This window comes from Vibrio sp. KUL70 (genome assembly GCF_059725515.1).
Genome location: NZ_AP045834.1, coordinates 1,173,714 through 1,200,264, shown reverse-complemented (window position 1 = coordinate 1,200,264; position 26,551 = coordinate 1,173,714). Strand labels below are relative to the sequence as shown.

24 protein-coding genes are annotated in these 26,551 nt (G+C 44.0%); 8 read left to right on the top strand and 16 right to left on the bottom strand.

Annotated features, from left to right (window positions below):
- Positions 1-186 precede the first annotated feature (186 nt).
- Complete coding sequence (locus AC6I7V_RS05450) at positions 187-2,556, top strand: YgiQ family radical SAM protein (RefSeq protein WP_498011497.1); 2,370 nt, start codon at positions 187-189, stop codon at positions 2,554-2,556.
- Positions 2,557-2,690: 134 nt separating this feature from the next.
- On the opposite strand, the gene AC6I7V_RS05445 is transcribed toward AC6I7V_RS05450, so the two are convergent.
- Genes AC6I7V_RS05445 through AC6I7V_RS05435 form a run of 3 tightly spaced genes read right to left on the bottom strand, consistent with a single transcriptional unit; the run spans position 2,691 to position 5,621 of the window.
- The gene (locus AC6I7V_RS05445; protein ID WP_255230951.1) at positions 2,691-3,152 is read right to left on the bottom strand and encodes a GtrA family protein; all 462 of its coding nucleotides are present in this window, start codon (positions 3,150-3,152) and stop codon (positions 2,691-2,693) included.
- Positions 3,130-4,605, bottom strand: coding sequence for an ArnT family glycosyltransferase (locus AC6I7V_RS05440; protein ID WP_498011496.1), 1,476 nt, complete (start codon positions 4,603-4,605; stop codon positions 3,130-3,132). The genes AC6I7V_RS05445 and AC6I7V_RS05440 overlap by 23 nt, the downstream gene beginning before the upstream one ends.
- Complete coding sequence (locus tag AC6I7V_RS05435) at positions 4,602-5,621, bottom strand: glycosyltransferase family 2 protein (RefSeq protein WP_498011495.1); 1,020 nt, start codon at positions 5,619-5,621, stop codon at positions 4,602-4,604. The genes AC6I7V_RS05440 and AC6I7V_RS05435 overlap by 4 nt, the downstream gene beginning before the upstream one ends.
- Before the next feature lie 130 nt (positions 5,622-5,751).
- On the opposite strand from AC6I7V_RS05435, the gene AC6I7V_RS05430 reads away from it, so the two are divergent.
- The 3 genes from AC6I7V_RS05430 to AC6I7V_RS05420 all read left to right on the top strand — a co-directional run bounded on the left by AC6I7V_RS05430 (position 5,752) and on the right by AC6I7V_RS05420 (position 8,756).
- Positions 5,752-6,429, top strand: a complete 678-nt coding sequence (locus tag AC6I7V_RS05430; RefSeq protein ID WP_255231754.1) for a response regulator transcription factor — start codon at positions 5,752-5,754, stop codon at positions 6,427-6,429.
- Complete coding sequence (locus AC6I7V_RS05425; protein ID WP_498011494.1) at positions 6,426-7,697, top strand: sensor histidine kinase; 1,272 nt, start codon at positions 6,426-6,428, stop codon at positions 7,695-7,697. The genes AC6I7V_RS05430 and AC6I7V_RS05425 overlap by 4 nt, the downstream gene beginning before the upstream one ends.
- 135 nt (positions 7,698-7,832) lie before the next feature.
- Complete coding sequence (locus AC6I7V_RS05420; protein WP_498011493.1) at positions 7,833-8,756, top strand: pyridoxal-phosphate dependent enzyme; 924 nt, start codon at positions 7,833-7,835, stop codon at positions 8,754-8,756.
- A 54-nt stretch (positions 8,757-8,810) separates the two neighbouring features.
- Here AC6I7V_RS05420 and AC6I7V_RS05415 read toward each other — a convergent pair whose 3' ends face one another.
- The 12 genes from AC6I7V_RS05415 to AC6I7V_RS05360 form a co-directional block, all read right to left on the bottom strand.
- Positions 8,811-10,064: a D-amino acid dehydrogenase gene (locus AC6I7V_RS05415; RefSeq protein WP_255230956.1), complete on the bottom strand. Its 1,254-nt coding sequence runs from the start codon at positions 10,062-10,064 to the stop codon at positions 8,811-8,813.
- A 257-nt stretch (positions 10,065-10,321) separates the two neighbouring features.
- Positions 10,322-11,311 carry a DHH family phosphoesterase gene (locus AC6I7V_RS05410; protein WP_255230957.1) on the bottom strand — a complete coding sequence of 330 codons (990 nt, stop codon included), beginning with the start codon at positions 11,309-11,311 and terminating at the stop codon, positions 10,322-10,324.
- A 56-nt stretch (positions 11,312-11,367) separates the two neighbouring features.
- Complete coding sequence (locus AC6I7V_RS05405) at positions 11,368-12,174, bottom strand: ETEC_3214 domain-containing protein (protein ID WP_255230958.1); 807 nt, start codon at positions 12,172-12,174, stop codon at positions 11,368-11,370.
- Positions 12,175-12,176: 2 nt separating this feature from the next.
- Positions 12,177-12,347 (bottom strand): hypothetical protein, encoded by a 171-nt coding sequence (locus AC6I7V_RS05400; protein ID WP_255230959.1) that lies wholly within the window; start codon positions 12,345-12,347, stop codon positions 12,177-12,179.
- 77 nt (positions 12,348-12,424) lie between these two features.
- On the bottom strand, positions 12,425-13,918 hold the full coding sequence (locus tag AC6I7V_RS05395; RefSeq protein ID WP_255230960.1) for a transglycosylase SLT domain-containing protein: 1,494 nt from the start codon (positions 13,916-13,918) through the stop codon (positions 12,425-12,427).
- Between the two features lie 84 nt (positions 13,919-14,002).
- On the bottom strand, positions 14,003-14,614 hold the full coding sequence (locus AC6I7V_RS05390) for a lipoprotein (RefSeq protein WP_255230961.1): 612 nt from the start codon (positions 14,612-14,614) through the stop codon (positions 14,003-14,005).
- Positions 14,615-14,617: 3 nt separating this feature from the next.
- The gene (locus tag AC6I7V_RS05385) at positions 14,618-15,604 is read right to left on the bottom strand and encodes a hypothetical protein (protein WP_255230962.1); all 987 of its coding nucleotides are present in this window, start codon (positions 15,602-15,604) and stop codon (positions 14,618-14,620) included.
- Between the two features lie 66 nt (positions 15,605-15,670).
- Complete coding sequence (locus AC6I7V_RS05380) at positions 15,671-16,654, bottom strand: LPP20 family lipoprotein (protein WP_255230963.1); 984 nt, start codon at positions 16,652-16,654, stop codon at positions 15,671-15,673.
- Positions 16,655-17,407: 753 nt separating this feature from the next.
- A complete protein-coding gene (locus AC6I7V_RS05375; protein WP_498011492.1) occupies positions 17,408-18,193 on the bottom strand; it encodes an HAD-IIB family hydrolase in 786 nt (261 codons plus the stop codon).
- Between the two features lie 35 nt (positions 18,194-18,228).
- Positions 18,229-19,512, bottom strand: coding sequence for a TRAP transporter large permease (locus tag AC6I7V_RS05370; protein WP_150871913.1), 1,284 nt, complete (start codon positions 19,510-19,512; stop codon positions 18,229-18,231).
- A 9-nt stretch (positions 19,513-19,521) separates the two neighbouring features.
- Complete coding sequence (locus AC6I7V_RS05365; RefSeq protein ID WP_261882902.1) at positions 19,522-19,986, bottom strand: TRAP transporter small permease; 465 nt, start codon at positions 19,984-19,986, stop codon at positions 19,522-19,524.
- A 102-nt stretch (positions 19,987-20,088) separates the two neighbouring features.
- Positions 20,089-21,102, bottom strand: coding sequence for a C4-dicarboxylate TRAP transporter substrate-binding protein (locus tag AC6I7V_RS05360; RefSeq protein ID WP_498011491.1), 1,014 nt, complete (start codon positions 21,100-21,102; stop codon positions 20,089-20,091).
- 244 nt (positions 21,103-21,346) lie between these two features.
- On the opposite strand from AC6I7V_RS05360, the gene AC6I7V_RS05355 reads away from it, so the two are divergent.
- Together AC6I7V_RS05355 and AC6I7V_RS05350 are read left to right on the top strand one after the other, a co-directional pair.
- Positions 21,347-22,051: a glycerophosphodiester phosphodiesterase family protein gene (locus tag AC6I7V_RS05355; protein WP_498011649.1), complete on the top strand. Its 705-nt coding sequence runs from the start codon at positions 21,347-21,349 to the stop codon at positions 22,049-22,051.
- Positions 22,052-22,060: 9 nt separating this feature from the next.
- Positions 22,061-22,813, top strand: coding sequence for a DeoR/GlpR family DNA-binding transcription regulator (locus tag AC6I7V_RS05350; protein WP_498011490.1), 753 nt, complete (start codon positions 22,061-22,063; stop codon positions 22,811-22,813).
- Positions 22,814-22,823: 10 nt separating this feature from the next.
- Here the strand turns inward: AC6I7V_RS05350 and AC6I7V_RS05345 are convergent, their stop codons facing one another.
- On the bottom strand, positions 22,824-23,756 hold the full coding sequence (locus AC6I7V_RS05345; protein ID WP_255230969.1) for a LysR family transcriptional regulator: 933 nt from the start codon (positions 23,754-23,756) through the stop codon (positions 22,824-22,826).
- Between the two features lie 271 nt (positions 23,757-24,027).
- Here AC6I7V_RS05345 and AC6I7V_RS05340 point away from each other — a divergent pair, with 271 nt between their 5' ends.
- Complete coding sequence (locus AC6I7V_RS05340; protein ID WP_498011489.1) at positions 24,028-24,699, top strand: DUF1826 domain-containing protein; 672 nt, start codon at positions 24,028-24,030, stop codon at positions 24,697-24,699.
- 679 nt (positions 24,700-25,378) lie between these two features.
- Positions 25,379-26,413 carry a sensor domain-containing diguanylate cyclase gene (locus AC6I7V_RS05335; RefSeq protein ID WP_498011488.1) on the top strand — a complete coding sequence of 345 codons (1,035 nt, stop codon included), beginning with the start codon at positions 25,379-25,381 and terminating at the stop codon, positions 26,411-26,413.
- Positions 26,414-26,551: the final 138 nt, after the last annotated feature.

Here is a 26,551-nt window from a genome sequence, read left to right as displayed (position 1 = left end):
AATCAAAATCATCAATTTGCTCATTGTCTCCTATCCTTGGTCTATGCTCTTCCCAAGAATCTCTTCCCGACATAGCAATATAGGGTTAGCCGGGGTAAAGACAGTAGAATTAACAGGGGCATGTTCTACTGGCTAGTCAGGGCGCATGCCGCTATAATTCCCGCCTCAAAAATCAGAGGTCGAAATATGTACAGCGATATCACTCCTATTCATGAACACAAAAAATACTGGGCCGAATGCTACGGCACAGCGCCCTTTTTGCCCACCAGTAGAAAGGAAATGGATGCTCTTGGATGGGACAGCTGCGACATTATCATCGTAACGGGCGACGCTTATGTCGATCACCCTAGCTTTGGTATGGCGATCATCGGCCGCTTGCTTGAAGCACAAGGCTTCCGCGTAGGCATTATTGCTCAACCAAAATGGGACAATAAAGATGCTTTCATGAAGCTAGGTAAACCAAACCTATTCTTCGGCATCACTGCGGGCAACATGGACTCCATGATCAACCGTTACACCTCTGACCGCAAATTACGTCACGATGATGCCTACACGCCAAATAACGAAGGTGGTAAGCGTCCTGATCGTGCAACACTGGTTTACTCACAGCGTTGTCGTGAAGCTTACAAAGGCACGCCGATTGTTCTAGGTGGCATTGAAGCAAGTCTTCGCCGCGTAGCGCACTACGATTATTGGTCTGACAAAGTTCGTCGTTCTGTTCTTTTCGATGCAAAAGCAGACATTCTTCTATTTGGTAACGCAGAGCGCGCTCTGGTTGAAGTGGCGCACCGCCTAGCCGATGGTGAAGAGATCGCGAACATGACCAACATTCGTGGTACTGCCGTCAACTTGCCTGCTGCACCAGAAGGCTACAAGATCATTGACTCTTCTCGTATCGAAAAGCCAAATAAAGCCTACGTACCGGTTAACCCATACGAGGTTGAAACCCAGTGCGATACGAAGAAAGACGAAGAGCCAAAAGCGCAGCCGATTACGATCCGCCCTTCTCGCCATGATGCGAAAACAACAGCGGTTCGTATCCCTGCGTTTGAAAAGCTAAACAATGACCGTATTCTTTACGCTCACGCTAGCCGTATTCTGCACTTAGAGACGAACCCATACTCTGGTCGTGCTCTGATTCAGCGTCACGGTGACCGCGAACTTTGGGTAAACCAAGCGCCAATCCCTCTGACAACAGAAGAGATGGACTATGTATTTGGTCTTGCATACAAGCGTGTCCCTCACCCTATGTATGGCAAAGCGAAGATTCCTGCTTACGACATGATCAAAACGTCAGTTAACATCATGCGTGGCTGTTTTGGTGGTTGTTCTTTCTGTTCTATCACCGAACACGAAGGTCGTATCATCCAGAACCGCTCAAAAGAGTCTATCTTGGATGAAATCGAGGACATCAAAGAGAAAGTACCTGGCTTTACGGGCACGATCTCTGACTTGGGTGGTCCAACAGCAAACATGTACCGCTTAGGTTGTTCTGACCCGAAAGCGGAAGTGAACTGCCGTCGTCCATCATGTGTGTTCCCTAAGATCTGTGAGAAACTAAACACAGACCACAAACACACTATCGACCTGTACCGCTCTGCACGTAAAGTGGAAGGTGTTAAGAAGATCATGATCGCGTCTGGCGTTCGTTACGACCTAGCAATTGAGTCTCCAGAATACGTACGTGAGTTGGTTACACACCACGTTGGTGGCTATCTGAAAATCGCACCAGAGCATACTGAAAAAGGCCCTCTTGATCTGATGATGAAGCCGGGTATGGGCACTTACGACCGCTTTAAAGAGATGTTCGAGAAGTACAGTGCTGAAGCAGGTAAGAAACAGTATCTGATCCCATACTTCATCTCGGCGCACCCGGGTACAGAAGATGAAGACATGCTTAACCTTGCGCTTTGGCTGAAGAAGCACAACTACGAGTGTGACCAAGTACAGAACTTCTACCCTTCACCAATGTGTAACGCGACGTCGATGTACTACTCAGAGACCAACCCTCTGAAGCGCGTTAAATACAAGAAGCGTGAAGATATTCCTGTGCCAAAAGGTGACCGTCAACGTCGTCTGCACAAAGCACTATTACGTTATCATGATCCAGAGAACTGGAAACTGATCCGTGAAGCGCTGATCGACATGGGTAAGAAGCACCTAATCGGTGATAAGCCAGGTTGTTTGGTGCCAGAAGAAGACTTTGATGCACAAACACCAGCACAACGTCGTAAGTCTGGTCGTCACGGTGCTCACCGTTTCGCGACCAAGCACAGCAAGTCTCAACCGGGTCTGGGCGGCGAGAAGCCACGTAACCATTCAGGCAAGAAGCCAGGTGGTAAGAAGCCTAACAGTAACAACGGCCAAAGTAATGGTCATCAGGGCAACGGAAATGGCGGCGGCAACGGTCGTAAACCAGCGAGCGGTTTCATTAAGAAAGGTCCGGGCGCCCAATCTCAAGGAAACGGCAAACCAAACCGCAACAAAGCAGGCAATGGTCAAGGTGGCAAACCTTCTGGTAACGGAAAGAACCGCCAACGTGCGGCGCAACGCTAACTCTTAGTAACAACGCGAGCTTTCAGTAGCCACGTTAATTTTAAGTAGCCAAGCGACAACCCTTCGCTTTAAATGACAAAAGTCCAAGTGATCCACCACTTGGACTTTTTCGTTTCTGTAACTAAGTTGAGAGGCTAGGCTTGAGTTTGTTTAAACACCCAAGCCTTGCTGAGTAAGTAGTTACTGACCATTCCAACCAACACCCCGACCGCCATAGCCAAAAACAGCGAGCCATAAAACTCCGGCAGTATTAATGTGAGAGCCTTGAAACAGATTAAGTTGGGTATGGCCGATATCATTGCCGAGGTCATGAATTTTTGCCACTGCTTAAAATCATCCCTGCGTGACCCTGTCCCTTGGTATTCGAACGTTAGCAGTCGGTTACCAAACCAAGTGCTGGTTGCCGCAACTAGAAAGGCCAACACCCTTGCCCACATCACCGACAAATCACCCACATAATGAAACAGTACAAAAGCGGCACAATCAACGACAAATCCACCAGCACCAACACATGCAAACTTAATCAGCTGCTCATAACTCCTCAATACTCTCTCACAGCTTGATGTCATCGTTCTAAAGTGAAATGGCATTTTCATCGAGAATCTTTACGGCAACGGGCTCAGAAACTCCTGTCGAACCCATTGGCTTACAACTAAATAGCGCCCGCTTCTGTTTATCAACGGGTTCTCGCACACAGCTCAATGCATTCTGTGCAATGACCGACTCAACTTCTGCCTTCTTGCCAATCAAGTAGAACTTATCACTCGTATCTGCCTCTGAGATATCGGTGATTTTCTTGGCTTGTCCTAAGCTATAGAACTGCCCCGAAAATGGACGCTTGCCTATGTAGTAACTTGGGGCGTCGTCTTGAATATGATTGAAGATAATACGGTCACTCTTCTCGTTCGCCTTGCCTAAATTCAAATACACCATGGCTATCATCAGCAATACAGGCAACACTAGCGCGACACTTGAGAACCATTTCTTATCTTTCTCTACCACCAGCATTGCCACAAGCAGACCCAACGCTGGAATACCCGGTAACACGTAAGCAGGGAGAATATTTCCCGCCATAGTGAACAGCAACACTGGTGAAATCAACCAACAAATTAGGAACGAGAATAAGCCTGTGTTAGTTTGGTTTTGCTCTTTGATTTTTTGGCGACGAGCACATGCCAATATCGGCAGTACAATCGACCAAGGGGCTGCAGCTTGAATCCAGAACACCCAGATCATGCCTCGAGCTTCATTGTGAGCTGAACCATAGAGGTCGCCTTCCCAACCGCTTACAACAAAACGCTTGAAGTGTTCGCCGACGATAAAGTAATCGATAAAACCCGGTGTCGCCATTTCTGCCATGATGTACCAAGGCAGCGCAATCGCCATCATCAACGCCAAACCAGAGACAATTGGAAAACGCTGCCACAGGGCTTTGAATCCACCAATCAATCCATGTTGTAAAACAAGCCAAGGGAAAACCGCGATACCCATGATCACAATCGCGACAGGACCTTTGGCAAGCAGACCACAAGCAAGGCCAATAAAACCGACGTAGCCCCAAGCATTATTAATACGCTTGCTGCCCTCTCCTTTCCAACACAGATAAAAGCCAAGCATAGCGATGGTCATAGCCAGTGTAAGAGCAATATCCGTCATCACCGCGCCTGCAGCAATCGAGAAAATGCCACATGTTGCCAATACCACAGCTGCAACCAATGCGCTCTGCTCGGTACGTTTCGCAAAATAGGCGATCAATAAGATCGTGAAAACACCCGCTAGCCAGTGAGGAGCTCGCACTGCAAATTCAGTCAACCCAAACAGCTCGATGCCAACGGCGCTCATCCATGTAAACAGTGGCGGCTTACCCCAAAAAGGCACACCGTAGTCAAACTGAGGTGTGAGCCAGTTGCCGGTTTCAACCATCAGGCGAGCCATTTCGCCGTAACGTGCTTCAGTCGTATCCATCAACGGGTACGTCGCCAGTGACAGCAACCTAAGAATTAGCGCGAAGGCTAATAAATACCACAGGTGCGTTCTGTTCAGACTCATGCTGATTCCTCTAATTTATACGTTGTTTTGAGTGCCGGTTTATCGACAACAGATTGAATGAGATACAAAGGACGATTCTTGGTTTCGATGAAGATACGGCCAATGTATTCACCCATCAGACCAATACTAAGAAGCTGGATACCACCAAGTGCCAACTGGACAACCATCATCGACGGATAACCCGTAATCGGTTCACCAAACATCAAGGTTTTAAAGATGATAAACATGCCGTAAACAAAGGCACTGAGAGCGACCATACTGCCGATTGCGGTTGCGATACGCAGTGGTCTAATAGAGAAAGAGGTGATGCCATCCATCGCCAAGCCAAGTAGCTTGAGGTAGTTCCATTTGGTCTCACCACAAAAGCGTGCATCGCGTTTGAATTGCACTGTGGTTTGTTTAAAGCCAGGCCAAGAGAAGATGCCTTTCATGTAACGATTACGCTCTGGAAGCTGATTGATGTGATCGACAACTTCACGGCTTAACAGACGAAAATCTCCAACGTTCTCAGGTACATCAATTTTTGCGGCAGCGTTCATTACGCGATAGAAACTGGCGGCTGAAAACTTCTTAAACCAAGTCTCGCCATCACGCTGACTGCGCTGCATATTGACAACGTCATAACCTTCTCGCCATTTAGAAACCATATCTGGAATCAGTTCTGGCGGATCTTGTAAGTCCGCATCCAATATGATCACCGCTTGACCACGACAATGTTCTAAACCTGCGCTCATTGCAGACTCTTTACCAAAATTACGTGAGAGACCAATGACTGAAATAGAGCTCGCAATTGACGTAAAAGACTCCACCAAAGCCAAGCTATTGTCTTTGCTACCATCATCGACATAAACAATCTCACTCGATATGGGCAGTTCATCAAGCACCTTAGTTAAGCGCGAGTGGAACTCGGGCAGTACTCCCTCTTCATTAAAAAAAGGCACAATGATGGACAGCGAAATTACTGGGCTAATTTGAGGTTCGCTTGAGCGGCGCGAATTGATGTGAAGTTCAGTCATAATACGGTCTTCTATTTTTTTGATTCCGTAAGCAGACTAACTAACGCGCCATGAAAGTTATGTTGTTGACATATTTTTCACGTCAATTCAGGATGATCGGAGTAACGAATAAGTTCTAATGGGTAATAAGATGAAGCGAGTGTTGCTGGTAGAAGATAACCGTGAGATTGCAGGTGTACTGTTCGATTACTTCGAATGTATTGGCATGGAACTCGATTACGCTGATAACGGTGAACTCGGTTTGCAACTCGCAACGGATAACTCATTCGATATCATTATCCTAGACCTGATGCTGCCTCGCATGGATGGACTCACAGTCTGCAACAAACTGCGAGAGAACGGCAACACCACTCCTATTCTGATGCTTACTGCACTAGATAGCCGAGACGACATGCTTGCTGGTTTTGAACATGGTGCCGATGATTATCTGACCAAGCCATTCGACCTCGATATCCTCGAAGCTCGAATGAAAGCCTTAGTTCGTCGATATCACGGCACCGTCGCATCAAGTAAGTTAGTATTTGGTGAAATCAGCATTGATCAAAAGACACGTAAAGCTTACAGACAAGACAAGCTATTGGCTCTCAATCCAACCACTTATACCATCCTTGAGATGTTATGTAAGAGCGCGCCCGATGTGGTTACCCGCGGAGACATCTCCTACAAGCTTTGGGAGGAAGACGAACCCAACAATGATGTTCTACGCAGCCATATTTATCAGTTAAGAAATCAATTGGACAAACCTTTCGATCAACAGATGCTGATTACCGTGCCTAAAGTCGGTTTTAGATTGGAGTCTAACTCGTGATATTAAATGTACTGAGCAGCACCAAGAGCCTAACCGGTCGACTCGCTCTGTTCTTTGGGTTGATGGCCGTTATCATCACAGCCTTTGTCTACGCGGTCTTTATCGCTGCTCTGTACCTGTCAGAAGACCGAGTCGGTGAAAGACGCATCCTGATTGACAGAAACTACGCTGTCACCCTCTTTGAAGCTGGAGCCCAAGGTGAGGTGCGGATTGATGACCTGACTATCGCTTTCAATGACCCTTCTCTGGTGCCTGATCGCTATCAAAAATATATAAATAGTAAAGAGAGTTTCATTGGCGAAGTTGGCGAAGAACCACATTCACGCATGGTGTATATCGGAGAGTACTCTCACGAAGGGGTAACCTATCCTCTTATCCTACTCTCCGAAATAGACCGAATAGAATTTAATGTCACAGAGATTCTCTATGCGACTTCTTCTGTCTTGACGTTGTTAGCCATTCTAATCTTCAGTTTTGGGGCACTGCTTTATCGCCTCTCTCGACGATTAATCGAGCCATTTAATTCACTAGCAAAGCAGTTGGAGAACAATAAAAACAACCTCAATCAAGAGTTTTCAGTCCAAGATGGCGCAGCGATTGAGTTTCGCCAACTTACCAACCAACTCAATGAATACCGTCGTGAAATCAATGCGCTAGTAAAGCGTGAGCAAGCATTCGCCCGCTACTCTAGTCATGAACTGCGTACACCTCTTACCGTTGCGCGAGGTTCGAACAAACTGCTTCTACGTAGCCAGATGACGGAATTCCAACACCGCCAGGTGAAACGTGTCGACGATGCAGTTTCTCAAATGTCCGAGATGGTTGATGCGCTACTTGGGCTAGTACGTTATGAGCGAAATCAAGACGACGCACCAATTCGCCTGTTCAGCCAACAAGAGCTGGAACAGATCATTGCTAAGAACTCTGTACAAGCGAGCGAAAAGCAAGTGGATGTGACACTCGAAGTGAATGGTGAGCCAAGCATTCGAGCCACCAGCGCGATACTTAACATGTTGATTGGTAACCTCCTGAGAAATGCCATTGCTGCTACCAACCGTGGCAAAGTGGAAATCACTTTGACCCAACATTTGATCAGCATCCATGACCAAGGGGAAGGTTTGACTGAGCAGTACAACCCAAGTGGGCACGGCTTGGGGTTGTTAATCGTGGAAGATCTGTGTAGCCGATACCACTGGGATTTTGAGCTCATTAACCATCAAGATGGCGGCTGCGTTGCACAGGTGGTGTTTGACCCACAACCACAGTGAGGGCTCTCTCACCCTAAATGCTCAAGAGCCGATGTTTGGATGACCAAACATTGATTTAAACGGTTTACTTGAACTACCAGTTACCCGATACTGCGTCTTCAATGTTCAACATATGCCTCGTGGCATCTACCCAACATGAAACTCAACAACAGCCCTATTACCCAACACCAGTTCAATGGTCGAACTTTCTTCTTAAAGCGCGATGACCAATTGCACTCCCATTTTTGTGGCAACAAAGCCCGGAAATTCATGCAGCTGCTTGAACAAGAGCACTCGAACATCACGACATTGATCTGCTATGGTTCGGCTCAAGCAAATTCACTCTTATCACTTGCTGCGCTGGCGAAGATAAAGGGTTGGAATTTTGAATTTTACGTTGACCACTTACCTCAATGGTTGATTGATAAACCAATAGGAAACTATCGTGGTGCGCTAGACCTTGGCGCCAAAGTCATCAGTATGCAGCTGGTCGCCAGTGAACTGCACCCAAGAGATTACATCGAGCAAGTCAGGCAGCCAGGCCCTGAGTGCATTGTGCTACCAGAAGGTGGACGCAGTAAGATGTCAGAGTATGGGGTCAAGCAGCTCGCTATGGAGATCCTAAGCTGGACACGTTTCGAATCTAAGCATGACTTTGTCGTCGCCTTACCAGCAGGCACTGGCAGCACCGCCCTTTATTTACACAAACATCTGAAAGTGCATAATCTTCCCGTCATTACCTGTGCTTGTGTTGGCGGTAGTGGCTACCTGACCAAACAGTTTAAAGAGCTGGGCGAGGACGATCATCCACAAATTTTACCTCAAGAAAACAAACACCACTTTGGCAAACTCTATCGACGAGATTACCAAATGTGGCTCGACCTTCTAGAAGAGACCGATGTTGAATTTGATCTGCTCTACGACCCTTTGATGTGGCAATGTTTGGAACAGTGGCAACGCGACAACCCAGACAAAACACTTATCTACATTCATCAAGGTGGCTTGCTCGGCAATGAATCTATGTTGCCTCGCTATCAACGTAAATATCCAGAGATGACCGTCAAGCGGACATTAGATTGATAATCATCGTCTGATATTTAAATACTGCCGTTTGCTGCTGATATCTTCAAGATTCTACTGATATCGAGAAACACTTAGGTCGTCACTTTCGACTTCTGGCGCTTTACCGCTCACCACACTGGCGAGAATTTTTCCTGAGCCACACGCCATCGTCCAACCTAAAGTTCCGTGACCAGTATTCGTATAGAGATTACCCACGGGCGTTTTACCTATGATTGGCGTACCGTCAGGGGTCATCGGGCGCAACCCTGTCCAGTATTCCGCTTTCGCATGGTCACCCGCCTCTGGGAATAGATCTTTGATCACCATATCGATGGTCGCTTTACGCTTTTCTGGAATATCAAAGTTAAAACCCGCCAGCTCTGCAGTGCCCGCAATACGAATACGATCGTCAAAACGTGTCATTGCTACTTTGTATGTCTCATCCATCACCGTAGATGTTGGAGCCTTATCAGCGTTGACGATCGGCAGTGTTAATGAGTAACCTTTCACAGGATAGACTGGAATATCAATATTTATCTGCTTCAAAAGCTTTGTCGAATAACTTCCCGTTGCCAGAACAAAAGCATCTGCTTTCAATTCTCCGACACTCGTGTTGATGCTCACAAGCGATGAGCCTTGTCGATTCAAAGAGTACACTTCGGTATTAAACTTAAATTCAACACCCAAGGCTTTGGCTCTTTCAGTCAGCTCTAGACAGAACTTATGGCAATCGCCCGTTTCATCTCCCGGTAAATAAAGCCCACCGACAAGCTTATCTCTCACTGATTCAAGCCCAGGCTCGACTTTGATACACTCTTCAACATCCAACAAAGAGTGCTCAATACCACTCTCTTTGAGCAATTTCATATCTTGTTGAATCGCTTCCAGTTGCTTAGGATCACGAAACACTTGAAGCGTTCCTTGCTGACGACCCTCATAGTCAAGATTTTCCGTTTCCCGAAGCTCGGTTAAACAATCTCGGCTGTAATTCGCAATGCGTAACATGCGAGATTTATTGATGGCGTATTTTGCAGGGCTGCAATTAGACAACATTTGTGTCGCCCATTGAATCAAAGCAGGTGAAAGAGAAGGCTTCACTTTTAACGGTGCGTGCTCTTGCGTCAGCCATTTGAGAGCCTTAACGGGAATACCGGGTGCAGCCCAAGGCGACGAATAACCGTAAGAGATTTGACCAGCATTTGCGAAACTGGTCTCTTTACCACTGCTATCTTGACGGTCGATAACCGTTACCTTATGCCCTTCCTTGGCTAAATACCAAGCACTGGTCAACCCAATCACTCCACTACCAATAACAATCACTTCCACTGCTTTGCTCCTGAATTTAGCAACATCTTCGTAACTTTAAGACACTTTATGAAGCGAGCGTTGACTTAACAAGCATAGATATATTGACTTAAAGTCAACAAAAGAGATTTGTCACTCGCGACTTTGGACAGCAAGGCACTTTTTTGATTGTTTTGTTTAAAAAACAGGCAGTGACAAACAAAAAGCCCCACTGAATCAAACATTATTCAGCAGGGCTAATGGGGAGAGACTGGCCTAATAAACGAACCAGCATTCACCTACGTCGATACTGCAGCATCAAGGACTAAATTTGGTCGGATAAGCTCATAAAGGCAATCTAGCTCTTCACCTGAACGAAACTTTCGTGGGATCATACCTGCTGCCATATGCGGATGCCCTCCCCCAAAACCAATGCCTTTTTCATTCAACGTTTTCTTAATTATTTGAGCGACATTGTTTTCTGAGCACTCTGAACGCAGCGAGATAAACGTCTTTTCACTGGTTCTTGCAGTCAGCACAATAATATCGAGTTCATCAACACTCAGAAGAAAATCACCTAATACCCCTAGCATGTTTTTAGGGCAACCTTCTGGCAAGACAGCAAAAGCAGCGTTTTTTTCGCGTCGCATACTGGCCAGCATCGAATTGAACAGTTGCAGCTCTTCAAACTGAACTTGGTTTCGACAAATCTTATTCACGATTGCGTTGTCAGCTTTGGCTTGAAGGTATGCAAGCGCTTTAAGATCCGCTGCGCCAACACTTCGAGTAAAGTTGGCGGTATCAAAACTCAAGCCTACCAATAACGCTGTTGCGACTCGTTGAGGCATATTTATAGAAAAATATTGGTAATACTCGACCATGATGGTAGCCGTCGCGCCGTAATTCGAACGTATGTCGCTATACCAAACCGACTCCGGTGCTTCCACCTGATGGTGATCGATGACCCCGACCTCTTCGCCGGTAAAGTCAGTGATATTTTTCTCACCAATACAGCCATCAACAACGATGATCTTATCGTCTGGCTTTAGATGCAGATCTTGTGGCTTACTCACAGGAATCTCTAACCAATCGATCAGATTTCGTAGTGACACTCTATCGATATGCCCTTTAAAGGTAATAAAGGGGTTCAAACCTTGCGTGTTCAGCAGATATGCCAGTGCAAAAGCAGAAGAGATCGCATCATGATCTGGGAAATCATGCGCTTGAACAATCACTCTTTTATTCGCTTTAAGCTTGTCTAGAAAAGCTTCAAATTCAATATTTGCCATTATTAAATTGCTCATAAAAAACTAGCCCCCGAAGAGGCTAGAGAAGATAAGGTGTTCTAAATCTTATGAATTAATCGATACTCGGTATTAGAAAGAATCGCTTCCTCTAATGCACCAACACCCAAAGTGCTGTATCCATAAAAATTCGGCTTCGCATTGCTACGCAGAGACTGCACGCTTTCAACAATGTTTTCATCCATTGTTAAGGCATCGACGACCTCTGAAAGCAGCTTTCTGTTCTCTTGTGACATCGGCGAAATGAACTCGCTTGAACCACTGATTGATGAATACAAGTAGCCAAACTCGCCACCATTATTCTCTTCAATGTAATAGTTACCTGTTCTTGCAAACGATGCACGTATCTCATTGACACTCTCAATGGAACTGAATGTCTGTGAAAAGAACTCCGAGCCACCAGCATGTTCTAGCGTCTCTGGGGCAAAGCCTTCATCAGGGAAAACAAGATAAGCCACGATCGCATTGTCTCGAGTAATCGCAGACAGAATGAAGTTGTCGTCCTGATAGTACTTAATCACATCATCCGTTGTTGCACGCTTAATATAAACGGGCGCACCAAATGTTTCGTCTAAGACCTCAGCCGATGAGCGAATGTAGATTTTATCCAACTTCCTGTGTGACGGGATATCTGTCATTTGAGAGAGGCCAAAGTCAAACATCTTCTCCAATGCGTCAAAACTATCGTTAAAGCCACCTAAAGCGATCGAAATAACCGACACTAAACCAATAGTACGCGCGATTCCGCCCTTCTTCTGTTCTTCCAACAGAGACTCTTGAGTGTCTTGAAGCTCTTGCAACTCATCCTGTATATCTTTTTGAATATCCTTGTTTTGCTTTTCAGACATTTTTAACCTTTGATCTCGTCGATTTTATCCATCAGCGCATCTGTACCGTCTTCAGCAGCCTCTTGCACTCGCTCGAAAGCATCAGTATCCATGATACTTTCAATTTCATCGCTGTAATTAAGGCCGAGATAGATGCCAACACCAATAAAGACTAAAGCGAAAATTTTAAACATTGTTACTCTCAATTTATTAACTGGTAAACCAAGCACATGCTAATGACATGCGCTTGGCTTTTTACTTGCCCGATTGATTACTGATATAAAGCGATACGACTGTTTACTTTCTTCAAGTAGTTTTTGGTTTCGTCGTACGGCAGGTTAACCACTAGATGGTCATAAACTTGTTGAGGTGTCATTTGATTAATAATCTTCGATGCTTTACCAATGCTGGTAGAGCGATCTTTATTGAACGCTTTAGCCACATTACCCGCACCAGTATTGTATGCCGCAATGACACAGTACAAACGACTTTCGTCGTTCTTTATCTTGCGAAGATACTTACTATTCAAGATATCTAAGTAAGCCGTTCCTGTTTCTACGTTGATAACCGGTTGATATAGATCTGCCACTTTCATTGGCGCATCGATATTGCGGACTTGTTTATTAACATCATGACCCGCACTGGTTGGTACAACTTGCATCAAACCAAACGCAGGCACGTGTGATTTAGCATCCGGGCGGAACGCCGATTCCGAGTGCATGATTGCCATAATCAGTGCAGCGTCGACTTCCCAGTTTTTGCTCTCTTTCTCAGCTAGCGCACTGTACTTGCTCGCGCGTGCTTTTAAGCTGTTCTCAGGGAGCTTCACTTTATAACTGATCACTTTTTTTGGCTTAGCCGGGGTCGCAGCAACTTCAACAACAGGCTTAGGCTTTACCAACTCTGGCTTCGGAGCTTTTTCAGCAACCTTTTCCACTACTTTTGGCGGTTGCTTTTCTGCTGGCGTTGGCTCTACTTTGGCAACGTCTTTTGGCGATTCAACCTTTTCAACTGGTTTTACGACTTCCGCCGCAGGTTCTGGTCGTTTGACCTCAATACCATGCTTCGCACGCATTTCATCAAACAGTTTGGTTTGCGCTGCAATACGCTCTTGAGCCTTTGCCAGAAGAGCCATCTTCTTATTGTGGGCACGCTGATAAATGAAAGAGTCTGGAATACCCGTGTTAGATAGAATCAGTCTTTCAGCCTGCACATCTAACTCATTCATCTGGCTTTGCGTCTGTTGGATAACGAAGTTTTTCTCTTGTTGCTCTTTCTCTAACGAATAAAGTACTGCATGGTCTTCTGCTTTCAGTTCCGCTAGCTCAACATTTTTACCCGCAACTTCAACCGGAATGTCTTTAACAAGTGCTTCGATCTCTTCTGGGCTGCTATCTTCATCCACCAATACAGATACTGTTGCCGTATTGGTTTCGTAGTCGATGGAAGTTTTCACTTGATCGTCTTGGGAATAATCAACCTGTTTGGTTTGGGAAGAAACCTCACCCTCACCCCATGTCTTGATTAAATCTGCTCTGCGCTCATCAAGATTATTAGTGTATTCATCACGCCACGCTTCGTACTCGTCCAAGTAAGCATTAACGTAAGCATGAAACTCTTTGATCTTGTCTTCTTGTGATTGGCTAGCTTTGGTAATGGCACTATTTAGCTGCTGTTTTTGATCTTCCGATACAGCAAACGCTTGAGAACTGATCGCTGCTGAAATCACTACAGCTAGCACAGTCTTGTTGATCATTTGATACATAGTTAACTCCCATAGGATATAGAGACAAAAGGCCACTCAAATGGCGGCCTTTTTCACTCATACTAATCGCGATTCAGTTGGCGGTTATTTTTTCAATGCTTCGAACGCTGCCGCTAAGTCTGCAGCCGCTTTCTCATTATTGAATTGATCCCATAAAGCAGAATCTTCGCCACCCACTTCATCGATAACTTTGTTCATGTTTGCGTCGTATGCCGCTTGGTCCATACCAACTAGAACATAAAGACCACCAGTTGGGCTTGCTTGGCTTACGATAACGCGACTGTTAGTAAGCGTTTTGTTCACAACTGTCTTGGTGATGTTTTCGAAAGTCTCTTGAACATCTTCCGTCACAAGCGTGACACCTTCCGCCGCTGATGTTGAAGTCACACCTTCAGTAGCCGCTTGGAAAAGGTTGCTCACGTCAGTTTCAAACTCAGCTGCAAGGTTTACACGAGCATCATTTACCGCGATTTTACGCATAACGCTCATACCGGCTGCACTCTTCTTAGAGTAGCCTTTTGCCGCTGCAGCGATATCGCTTGGGATCACATCACAAATCCAACCCGGTGCTGATACCGTAGGTGCATCTGGGAAAGTACATGGTGCGAAGTTTTGTGCTTCCTTAACCGTTGCGTTGTTGCTCTGACAGCCAGCAAGAACGGCTACAAGTGAAGTTGCAATAAGTAGTTTTTTCATAGATTAAAATGATTCCATTAATATCTTGCCTGTACATTCTGGGTCTAAAAAGTTACAACTTAAACTTGCGTCCACTTTACTAATGGTGCCTTTTTTCATTTTCAATGAAACTTCTTCGTCTACCACTACCCAAGAATACTTATCTGTTACCGCGTTGATCTCATTATTTACAACGTAGCCTTCACCAATCGGGTGAATCTCAGTTTCACCTTCCATAGATTTCATAGCGTTAGAGAACAAAATATCTACGCCTGGTTTAATCTTCTGATTTTTGCCCATAGCAATGCGTACCTGTGTGCCCGCCTCACACTGGCGCATCTCAAGAACTGGAGCACTTGCTGCTAGCATTTTATTAATTTCTGCGGAGTAGTTTACAGCTTCTGTTGCAGCTTTAGTCGCCATGGACCCATAAGTTGCGTTACTAACAGGACAACGTGAGTTATTTGTTTCGCTAGACGAATACTTGTCGCCTTCAAGCTTGATTCGCTTAACAACTTCCATACTTGGCAGAGCAACGACTTTAGCGATCGCCTCTACGTCAAAATCATAACTACATGATGCTGGAATAACCTTAGTTTCGCCGTCATCGTTCTCGTAAGTACGGCGCTCACTGAATGATGTACTCAAGTCAGCGCGAGTCACCTCTGTAATAATCGCATAATCAGCGATCGGGACACCTTTGCTGCTTAAACGACCACTTTGTTCCGCTAGCTTGATCTCGCCTTTTACCTTATTAGCAATTTTGCGGTCAACAAGGTTCGCACCAGTTTGATCAACCTGTGTCTCTAGTGCATTTCGCATTGCAGACTGGATTTTTTTCGAAGCAGAGTTTTCAAACCCAATGTCGACAGGAAGAACAACAACCTTCATATTCTCTGAAGATGGGATTTGAATTTCAGCAGTTTCAATATCTACACGCGTATCAGGAGTACAAACAACATCCTCCTTGATAACACAGCCAGTTAGACCAGTGATTACTGCAGTAGCCATTAACGTTTTCTTTAACATCTATTCTCTCCGAATATGTTTATTTTATTTTTTAGGACTATCAGATCGCTATTTGATTAAACCAAGCGCAGTCCAAATCCCTTTTTTCTTTATTTGCTTATCAAAGTGGCGTGCAGCCCCTTCGTCGGCATATTTATAGCTGGTGACAGAGTTACCCGTAGAGATGATTTCACTACGAGAGACTGTTTTAGATTTGTTATTTACGATTTTGATATTAGAGACCAAGGTTGAAATATACGCATCGCCAACTTTGTTTCTTCGACGCTCAGATTCCACTTTCAACACATGAGTTTGATTCTTATTCTTAGAAGTAGACGTTGCAATGTTGAACTCTGATAACTGGTTTCCTAAAAGTTCAATGGCTTTTCTTGATTCTCTATCTGATGAGAGGCGAATGTTGATCTGACTGCTTAGTTTTTGGTGAATAATCGTCAACTCTTCGATTGAACTGATGTCAGGTTTATAACCCGGCTTAAGAGATGAAAGCATGGCGATACGCACAGAAGCATCATGCTCAGTTTTATAAACACTACGATTATCCAACCACCAAAGTAATTTATCTTCGTGTGCAAGCGCATCAAGCTCGATTTCAGACTTTCGATTTAGGTCATTAATTTCGCGCATCAATTGTTGAGTCACAAGAGATCGTTTTACTCTTACTTCAACAAATGCACCAAGATCGTTCTCTTCCATCTGGACATATTCGATTCCATTCAGAGTCAAAGATTCTGTCTTAGTATTAACTTTGTTATCCACTAGACTATTTGAAAACCCGTTGCCATTGGTTTCTCGAACGGTGTCTCGCATGTAGAAAGATGACTCGACTTGAGTCCATAACTTTTCGTTAATGTTGTTTACCGCGATTTTTTTTGCATGAGATAACGTTCGTGCTTGAGATACCGCATAAATATACTCGCCACTGTCTGCTTGAGGTTTTAAGTACCACTCAGGCTTTGTCGATTGACAACCAGAAAGAACCAACAACGCGAATAGCGCAATGAAAAAGCGAACTATTTTTTTATTTGAAGACATTTGGAACCAACATCGAAAAATTTTGTCGCAATGTTATATTCTTAAAACTAAACATTCAAACGACCCAATTCGCAGTTAGATTCATTTTCAGGCGAAATATGTTTGTTTTTTATCGTTCTCCCGCATCAAACTCATACAAAAACCTCATTAATTAATAAAAATAACAATACAAAGTCTTGATTTTGAGACAGTTAGTAAAAAATAGAAACTTCACAATAACACTATGATTTTCATTGATAAAAACGTGAACAAGGTCTTAAAAAAATTGAATATCAGTTCAAAAAAGCACATTTGTTCATCTAAGAAAGTGATATTTGTCCAATCAGTAAAATCCATTTTTTCTAAAAACGTCTTTAATCTTGCAGATAAATTTAGAACCTGAGCTTTAAAAAATGTGTAATACGATCACTGAAACGTTAACGCCAAGTTCATTATTTACATTTTTGTAAATAATGAACTTGGCAGTAGAGAAGGGTTAATTGTTTATTTTTCACTCCGATATTGATATAAATGAAAATAACAATTTTATAAAAAGTGGGTTCTTTATATAAACTTATCCCTTAGTAGGAATATAAAGCGAAATGACGGGTTAAGAGAAACTGTCTGTTATGGAAGCTAAACTAGATGGCGTTGCAAAAATTAATTAATGACTATTTTCTCTATTTCAAACCTCCTTCATAGATAAAAAACACCGATACCACCTTAAGGGTAGTTTCACTTTCATCTATGAAGGGTTCAAGCCTGTCTATCTAACTACTTTAACGCGAGTAACTTGTCCGTAAACTCGGCAAAACCATATCCACCCGGTTGAGTCATCACAACGATTGGGTGGTGTTCAAGGCGTTGCCAATAGTGCTTAATGTTCGCTACCCCAACGCTATTTGGTAAGGCTTCAAACATGTATTGATCGTTCATAGAGTCACCAACATAACAACTATGTTTGAATATCTCTTCGGATGATAAGCCCTTCTCCTCGAGAAAAGTCGTCGCGGTGGCTTTTTTGGAGTGTTCGCCATACCAAGCATTGATATGTATCGAGCTGGCTGTGGCATGAGCGCCCAATGCACGTATTTTTGCAACAACCTCTTCAATAATGTTCTCATCGACACGTGGACGATTCTGACCGATATCAATAGCAACTTCACACAGTCTGTACGATTGGTCCAACGTCAACTCGAGATCAGGATATTGGTTTAAGATTGTTAGCACTTGCTGTTTGAGCTGTTGTTGTTTCTCACTGATCACGCTTAACGGCAAACTTGAACGAAGGGTAAGGAAACCATTTTTCTTTTCCATAATAAAAGCGCCATTCTCACCAAGCACTGCATCAACAGGCCAAAGTTGAGCAATATGATCGCACCATCCTGCGCAGGCACCGGTTACCGCAACCACTTTTTTGCCCGCATCTCGAAGCTTTTTCAATGCGATCAGTGTTTCGGGCGGCAGTTCGCCTTTCCAAGTCAGAGTGTCATCGACATCTGTTAAAACCCAATCTATGCTTTTCCAATTCTGGTTTAATTCATTCGATACCGAATTCATTTTTACACCTCTAAATAATGATTAACGACACAGTGTTAAAGCAAATTCGGCAAGAACATCACCACGCTCTCTGAGAACGTCAGCAACATTAATACCGCTAACAGTGCTAGCAACAGGGGAGCCACTTCTTTAACGAAGTCGACCATACGAACTTTTAATATTGAGCAGACCGTAAACATCATGGAACCGAATGGTGGAGTGACACCACCAATCATAATATTCACGATCACGATAATGCCGAAGTGAACCGGATTAACTCCCAAGTTCAATACCGCCGGAAGCAGCAGTGGCGTCAGGATGATCATTGCTGCACCACCCTCAATGAACATGCCAACCACCAGCAGCAAAACGTTGATCAGTAACAGCAGAACCAGCTTATTGTCCGTTAGCTCAATCAAAGCTGATGCAACGTTGTGAGGGATCTGCTCCAGTGTCATGTAATAACCAAAGACCATAGCACCGATGATAATGAACATCACACTGCTGGTGCCCTGCACCGTCTCTCGCATAATTTGAGGAATGTGTTTGAAACTCAGTTCTCGGTAGATAAACGCACCAATAATGACACAAAGTAGAACTGCAATAGCCCCGGCTTCCGTTGGGGTAAAGAGCCCAAAGCGCATTCCCAGAATAATGCCAAACGGAATCAACAGAGCTGGCACAGCCTTAAAGAAGTAATGAAGACGTTCTTTAGCAGTCGCAGGCTTCGAACGCGAAGGTTTATAGTTTCGCTTGCGAGAGATGAACCAAATGGTGACCATTAAGGACAGAGCCATTAAAAACGCAGGTACATAACCCGCGATGAACATTTGGTGCACGGAAACATTCGCCAATAGAGCGAAAATAATCAAGTTAATACCAGGTGGGATTACCGGACTAATACTTGAAGATGCTGCTGTAACAGCCGCAGTAAACGGTAAGTCGTAGCCGCGTTTGGTCATCTCTGGCGCTAAGATTTTTGACTGCATCGCCGCATCTGCGTTGGCTGAACCCGAGATACCCCCCATCAAGGTACTCAATGCCACGTTCACCTGAGCTAATCCGCCCGTCTTATGACCTATCATTGAATCGGCAAACGCGAGTAAACTTTTACTGATCCCCGCATAGTTCATCACCGAACCCACCATGATGAAAAATGGGATCGCCAGTAACGGAAACGACTCTGCCGAACTGATGAACCTCTGCATAACCAAGGTCACGGGAATCGAATTATTGATAAATAGGAAATAGACCATTGCAGACGATATCAGGGAGAATGCAATCGGAATATTCAGTAGGAAAAGAGCAAAAAGAATGAAAATTGGAAGATAGCTTTCCATTGAGAGTACCTACTGCTTAGAACTTTTTAAACAAGCTACATCGTCTACGATGAACTTAACGGTGTGGATAGCCATCAAAGAAAAACTAAGTACCAACACGCCATTAATAGCAAAATAAGACATCCCCATTACTGGCGTGACTTTGCTAGAGAGCATCAAATACTGATAACTAAGAACTGACATCAAAATGTTGATGCCCAATAGGAATACCGAGACCCCTAGTTTAAAAATGCGTTGGGGACGCGTTGGTAACATGGCCACAATCACATCCACGCCCATATGAAGTTTGTGCTTGTAGCATGAGCTGATGCCTAGATAGACAGCCCAGATAAAACAGATCACTGAGAGCTCTTCGCTCCAAGGGACAACAAAGCCAAATCCATAACGCAAAACCACATTAACAATCACAACAAGCACTGTGATTGAAATAGCAATCGACGCTAAGATTTCTTCAAGGTTTCTTAATAAAAACAAGAGTTCCTCCTAGATTTACTCGCTATGAATGCTGCGAGCAAATAGGAATCAAGCGACCCAAAACTATTGGGTCGCTAGTGTTAACAAATGGGATTCTAATCGTTATTGAGCCGCACGAATCGTCTCAAGCTCTTTCATGATGGTCGCGTGAACACCTTCGCTCCAAGTAGGGAACTGGTTGTAAACGTCTGCCGTCAGCTGGTTAAACTCTTCAGAGTTCACTTCATTGAACGTCACACCCAGTTCTTCTAGCTTCTGCTTGTATTCTTCATCAAGTTTAACCAGTTCTTGAGTATTAGATTCAACACCTGCTTCTAGCTCTTCGTTGATAATGGCTTGCTGTTCTGGCGTGAACTTATCCCACAACGTTGGAGAAATGTAGATACCAACAGAGCCAAGGAAGTGTTTAGTCAATGACATGTTCTTAGCAACTTCGTAGATCTTCGTCGAGTACATAGTCAAGATAGAGCCTTCTAGACCATCAACAACACCTTGCTGAACACCAGCGTATGTTTCTGGGAAAGGAAGAGAAGCTGGCGCTGCGCCCATAGCAGAGAGTGTGCTAATAAACAGTTGGCTTTGTGGTACACGAATACGCATCCCCGCCATGTCTGAAGAGTTAACAATCTCTTTATTGGTGATCATATGACGGAACCCAAACATGTAATCCGCGTTTAATACTTTAATGCCCTTCTCTTCAGCTTGCTGCTTGAGGCCTGCGACATAGTCTGTGTCCATCATTGCCAGGTATTCATCGTAAGAGTTGTACAACATAGGACCCGCAAGTGCTGCAAAATCAGGAACGTAATCACCAAGGTAAGTCAGGTCTTCCACGGCAATCCAGTTAGCACCATTTACGACCTGCTCAAGGTTGTCTTTATAAACTGGTAGTTGGCCACCAGGGAAAACTTTAATGTTAACTGAGCCATCAGTGCGTTCACGAATCTTGTCCGTCACCTTCACTAGTTCTTGCGTTAGAAGCTCATTCTGAGTGAACACCAAGCTCATATTGATATCAATCGGCTCAATCTTTGCTTCTGTTGCTGATTCATCTGCCTGACCACAACCGACAAGAAGCGCCGCGGCTGTCATTACTGTTCCTATTAGCTTTTTCATTTTGAATCCTTTGTTTTGGATGTGTTACTTCAATTGAGTATAGAAGGCTAAATTTTGGTTGAGTATGCGATTCAATTATTACATTCATATGAACATAAAAATGTTTATTTGAACATTATCAAAAATATGATCTTGCCCATAAAACCCAACTTTGGCCGCCATATTTTCATATTCTTAGTAATGAATCTGTAACAATAGAGAGATAATGTTCACTCAAATTTCAAATGAACAATTAGATATTGATATGATCACAGGCCATCGCGGTGCAGCACTTTTGGCACCAGAAAATACATTGGTAAGTATTGAACGAGCAGCCCGAGCGGGTGCCAAATGGGTAGAGATTGATACTCAGCTAACTGCGGATAAAATCCCAGTCGTTATGCATGATGAAACCGTTGATCGTTGTACTAACGGCACTGGTAAATTATCCGAACTGACACTCGCAGAGATTCAGGCGTTAGATGCTGGTAGTTGGTTTGGTAAAGAATTCAAGGGGGTTACGATTCCTACCTTGGAAGAGGCGATGCTCAAGTGTATGGAGCTTGGAGTAACCCTCAACCTTGAATTAAAGGTCTATAACCAGCACACAACACAAGCACTGACCGATGAAGTACTTGCGACGGTTGAACGTATCAATTACCCGCTAGATAAGTTGCTGTTTTCAAGCTTCAACCAAGATGTGTTAGCTCAATGCAAAACACACTACCCTCAAGTACGACGCGGCTTTATCTGTGATAAGTGGGATCAAAGCAGCTTAGACACCCTTCTGTGCTTAGACCTTTATAGTATTCATATCGACCACCAGCTACTCGATATTTCCATCGCCAATGAGATAAAAGAATCGGGTATAATCCTCAAGATATGGACACTCAACGACCCATCGAAAGCGAAAGGATTCTATGAGATGGGTGTCGACAACATCATTACCGACATGCCGAACCAATTTTAGTGAAACACTATGGAATTAAACCAGCGCCAAAAGCAGATACTTGCCACTCTTAAATCCAATCAAGATGTTCAGATCGACCATCTCGCTGACCAGTTTGCTGTTACTACGCAAACAATTCGACGTGATGTAAACCAACTGTGCGAACAAGGATTAGCAAGACGTGTACATGGTGGCGTGAGTCTGCCGACCGCACTAACCAACACCAGCTATCGCTTTCGCACTGGCGTTGAATCCGACACCAAAGACAACATTGCACTCGCAGTAGCCGATGCGATACCAGAAGGTTCAACAGTGATGATGGGTATTGGCACCACTGTAACTCGAATCGCTCAGTATCTGCTTGCAAAGCCTGCTCTACGCGTTATCACTAATAACCTACAAGTTGCGCGAATTTTAGAAGCGAACGACCAAATCGAGGTCTATTTAGCAGGCGGTTTACTGCGCCGTGAACACCAAGACATGGTAGGCAGCAGTGTGGTTAACTTCTTCTCCGATTTCGAAGCTGATATTGGCATTTGTGGCTGTGGCTCTATAACAACGAGCCATTATGCGATGGAGCATGAGCAAGTTGAGGCCGATCTTTCCAAAGCCATTCTCAACAACAGCCGTGAATGCTGGCTAGTCGCAGACGCGAGTAAATGGGGTCGTTTTGCTGCACTAAAAGTCGCTCCCCTAGATCAATTTGATCGTATCTATACTAATAATCGTCAACTCCCAGAAGAGTTAAACGTTCAGTTCATCGACGATACCGTATCGGCTTAATTCCCGTCGATTATCGAACCAGCCCACTTGCATCGCTACGAAGGAAGTGGGTGTTTTCAACTAGGAAATCAAGCAATGTACTCGCTTGCGGGCTCAATGCCCGACCTTTTAGTGACTGCACTTTCACTCGAGCTTTAGACAAGATCTCAAGATCAGTCGGCACGATCTCAATCTCTCCCGATTCAACCTCTTCCAAGACCGTTAGCTTCGGCATAAAAGTAACGCCCAGCCCCGCAGATACGAAGTTTTTCAACGCACTCACTGAGTTGGTCTGTAGCTTTGGTGAAAGGTTCAAGTGAGACATCTGCTGCGCATGATGGACTAGCCTGCCCATGCCGGTCGAGTTATCGATGAGCGCGAGAGGCAAAGCCTGCAGATCTTGCAGTGTAGTCGGTTCCTCTTTCAACGTTAACAAATGCCCTTTGGGAACAATCAGCTCTAGCGGATGACTTCGCTCAACATGGGTATGTAGCTTAGGATGAGGCGCAGCAGCGTAGGTTATCGCAAAATCGATCTGCTGATCTTCAAGCAGTTTAACCGCATCTAACGCTCCAGCGATTTCAATCGATAAATTGATATCAGGATAACGAGTCATAAAGGTTTCCATTGGCTTGGAAACGAGATTAGTAATGAAACCCTCTCCGATTGCGATACTGACACTACCGCCTGTTAAATTTTTCAATTTCGTTAGCTGAGAGAGCACCGCCGCTTCACTGCGTATAATGTTGCGATAGTGATTAAGAAGCTCATTGCCAGCCTCGGTCAAATACGATTGACGGTTATTACGCTCCCACACTTTCATTTCAACTTGAGCTTCAAGCTGACCAAGCATACGGCTCATGGCTGCCGGGTCTACATTGAGCATTTTTGCTGCCTTGCGCAGTGAGCCGTACTTAGACAACCCATTGAGATACTCTAGAGCACGTATATTAAAGTGATGCATGATAAGTCCTTGTACAACGGCAATTCACCAAGATTCTCATATATACGGCTATCTAATCTCAATAAATTTTCTTGTTGCTATTGTTAAGGGGAAAATCTGTGCTTGAGGTCACCATCTACTGCCAAACCGAAAAGTTATTCCAGCTCTGTTTAGTCACTGCAGTTCAATCATCATAAATGTTATGATATAACATTCCACTTATAATCTATTATTTATTGATGCTGTGAAATGTCATATAGCGTCAACCGACTGGGAAATTGAGGATCACGTAATGAACACCGAGACTACTGAAGTATTCACTGCTGATAACAAAACGAGCGAAACACCTTCGTTCAACAAAGGAAAGCTGCCAACCGTGCTGACGGATATCTATAAAGATCATCTCAATATGGTGGTTTGGGAGCGTGCTTTCAGTGAGGAACTGACACAAGCCATTGATGAGTTTATTTCTAATAACCCGGATTTCAGTAAGTCAGTGAATGTGTCTTCTGAAAGTGCTTATCAAGAATTACAAAAATCACTCGACGACTTGCCCCCAACTTTAGTTCAGAACATTGCTGAGCTAGTTGATATGTTCTGTTGCTTATTCGATCTCAAAGATGCTGGTGTACGCCTAGCAACATTAAACAGTGCTATGTGCCCACGCTTTCATGTCGACCGTGTCCCTTGCCGACTAGTCACCACTTTTCATGGTACAGCAACACAATGGCTACCTAACCATGTGCTTGATCGCTCTAAGCTTGGACATGGCAGCAACGGACAACCCGACCACCTATCCGGCTTATACCAAGATGAAAGTGACGTTCAACAGTTATCGTGTGGTGACGTCGCGCTGTTAAAAGGCGGTGCGTGGATTGGTAATGAAGAAACAGCATTAGTACATCGCTCACCAATGATTTCTGCACAAGAAAATCGACTGCTGCTGACTGTAGACTTTGGTTAACTATCGACTTCGGTTAACCGCAACTCGCCAATAACCCTAATCTAATCATTAGAAAGAGGCCCCACGGCCTCTGCCCGAAAATGTATCCACTTCAAGAATAGTACTCAATCACTACATGCTGAATTGGGTTAACTAATACCGATGCAAAAAAGATATTCACGTGTTGAATTTAGGTACTATACTCAAAATCGCTCCATCTCATCAATAATCAACGGAAAGACATGGCCGACTATTTATTCATATAAAATGAGATTTCAGTTACCAGATCATTATATAGCCAAAGAAAGGTAGTAACAAAAATTTAATATAAACCATGGAACTTATTAAACATCTAACTATTTTACAAATGTCACTTAGTCAAAATTCAACCAATTAAAATAAAAGGAAAATAATTAAATCAATAATCCTTTATGGTTAATTCTCAATTATTTGAACCTCGTCCAATTTATTTGCAACAATTATCTTACTCTGGTACGATTATTGAGCTAAATAATTACTATCCCTTAATAAGTAGCAGTATTGAACCTCTGTTTATTGAGTATGTATTTATCCATATTCACTTCCAATATCGCAAAAAAATCATTAACTCCTTACCCTGACTATCGAGGGTTTTGATTTTATATGCACTATTGAAGTTACTACATGCAAAAAAAAAGATAAGAGCATTAAGAGGTATCTCTTGCACCAAGAACGAGTATTTGAACCTGACTGTTTATTAAAAAGCCATTCAAATAATAAAGTATGCTTCCCGATAGCCTTTATTAGCCTTCTCACACAGGCTACCGACTTACAACAGGTATTAGACATTGCTGCGGAGTGGGTAGATACCATCATCCCTTGTGATAGAGTCAGTGTGGCAATTCCGGAAAACACACACCAATTAAAAGTATTCGCCTTTCATGGCAACAAAGCGATACCGCTCAACATGCTTATTCCAATCGAAAACTCATTCGTTGGAAGAGTCTTTCAAACTCAAAAATTGACTATCTGTGATCATGTTCAGCAGTCGCTAGAAATAGACTGCACTCTACTGTCTTCACATGGGCTGTCTTGCTGTATGGACGCGCCACTTATCAATAATGGCATCTGCTACGGCACATTAAACATCGCCCATAAAGAAGGCGCCTTTTACAACGAACAACATGCTGCACTATTACAAAGCATTGCGAGCTGGCTAGCTCTAAATATTGCTCTGCATACACAAGCTCAAAGAATGGAGCAGCTAGCAAGCATTGACGACTTAACCCGCGTTCCGAACCGTCGCAAGTTTATGAACACCATAGAAAACAAATTTAAAAACTACAAAGCGACAGGAAAAGGGTTTTACGTCGCGATACTCGACCTCGATAACTTCAAATTACTGAATGATAACCACGGCCACGATGCAGGCGACTTAATGTTGGTAAAATCAGCAGATGTCGCTAAATTTGTTATCGGAAAACAAGACTTCCTTGCTCGAATAGGCGGTGAAGAGTTTGCATTTATAATCGAACGAGATTCTTGGGCCGAAGTTGTTGAGGCAATGGAGACTGTCAGGTATTCAATTGCATCCTTAAAAGTCGAACACAATAACCTACCAATTGGTATCACTACTAGTATTGGTGTGACCCACGTAAGACCTCAAGACGCAACGTTTGGCGAAACGATGGTGAGAGCAGACCAAGCGCTTTACGTCGCGAAAGAGAGAGGCCGTAACTGCGTTGAATTGCTGTAAATTGTCTAAACTCGCTCTGCATCATGCCACCATTACAATCAGCATTAAATGGCGGTGTTATCACTTTAAGCTGAAATGTTAGATACACTCACTCTTTCGCTAACGTGGTGCCTTCAACGATAGCCACTCTGCTTGTTG

Coding starts and splice junctions, on each gene's coding strand:
- AC6I7V_RS05410 (WP_255230957.1), bottom strand. CDS start 11,311: ATGGCAAATATTGAATTTGAAGCTTTTCTAGACAAGCTTAAAGCGAAT.
- AC6I7V_RS05395 (WP_255230960.1), bottom strand. CDS start 13,918: ATGTATCAAATGATCAACAAGACTGTGCTAGCTGTAGTGATTTCAGCA.
- AC6I7V_RS05350 (WP_498011490.1), top strand. CDS start 22,061: ATGGAATTAAACCAGCGCCAAAAGCAGATACTTGCCACTCTTAAATCC.
- AC6I7V_RS05370 (WP_150871913.1), bottom strand. CDS start 19,512: ATGGAAAGCTATCTTCCAATTTTCATTCTTTTTGCTCTTTTCCTACTG.
- AC6I7V_RS05375 (WP_498011492.1), bottom strand. CDS start 18,193: ATGAATTCGGTATCGAATGAATTAAACCAGAATTGGAAAAGCATAGAT.
- AC6I7V_RS05345 (WP_255230969.1), bottom strand. CDS start 23,756: ATGCATCACTTTAATATACGTGCTCTAGAGTATCTCAATGGGTTGTCT.
- AC6I7V_RS05450 (WP_498011497.1), top strand. CDS start 187: ATGTACAGCGATATCACTCCTATTCATGAACACAAAAAATACTGGGCC.
- AC6I7V_RS05390 (WP_255230961.1), bottom strand. CDS start 14,614: ATGAAAAAACTACTTATTGCAACTTCACTTGTAGCCGTTCTTGCTGGC.
- AC6I7V_RS05355 (WP_498011649.1), top strand. CDS start 21,347: ATGATCACAGGCCATCGCGGTGCAGCACTTTTGGCACCAGAAAATACA.
- AC6I7V_RS05420 (WP_498011493.1), top strand. CDS start 7,833: ATGAAACTCAACAACAGCCCTATTACCCAACACCAGTTCAATGGTCGA.
- AC6I7V_RS05340 (WP_498011489.1), top strand. CDS start 24,028: ATGAACACCGAGACTACTGAAGTATTCACTGCTGATAACAAAACGAGC.
- AC6I7V_RS05400 (WP_255230959.1), bottom strand. CDS start 12,347: ATGTTTAAAATTTTCGCTTTAGTCTTTATTGGTGTTGGCATCTATCTC.
- AC6I7V_RS05445 (WP_255230951.1), bottom strand. CDS start 3,152: ATGAAAATGCCATTTCACTTTAGAACGATGACATCAAGCTGTGAGAGA.
- AC6I7V_RS05380 (WP_255230963.1), bottom strand. CDS start 16,654: ATGTCTTCAAATAAAAAAATAGTTCGCTTTTTCATTGCGCTATTCGCG.
- AC6I7V_RS05440 (WP_498011496.1), bottom strand. CDS start 4,605: ATGAGTCTGAACAGAACGCACCTGTGGTATTTATTAGCCTTCGCGCTA.
- AC6I7V_RS05360 (WP_498011491.1), bottom strand. CDS start 21,102: ATGAAAAAGCTAATAGGAACAGTAATGACAGCCGCGGCGCTTCTTGTC.
- AC6I7V_RS05405 (WP_255230958.1), bottom strand. CDS start 12,174: ATGTCTGAAAAGCAAAACAAGGATATTCAAAAAGATATACAGGATGAG.
- AC6I7V_RS05430 (WP_255231754.1), top strand. CDS start 5,752: ATGAAGCGAGTGTTGCTGGTAGAAGATAACCGTGAGATTGCAGGTGTA.
- AC6I7V_RS05435 (WP_498011495.1), bottom strand. CDS start 5,621: ATGACTGAACTTCACATCAATTCGCGCCGCTCAAGCGAACCTCAAATT.
- AC6I7V_RS05385 (WP_255230962.1), bottom strand. CDS start 15,604: ATGGCTACTGCAGTAATCACTGGTCTAACTGGCTGTGTTATCAAGGAG.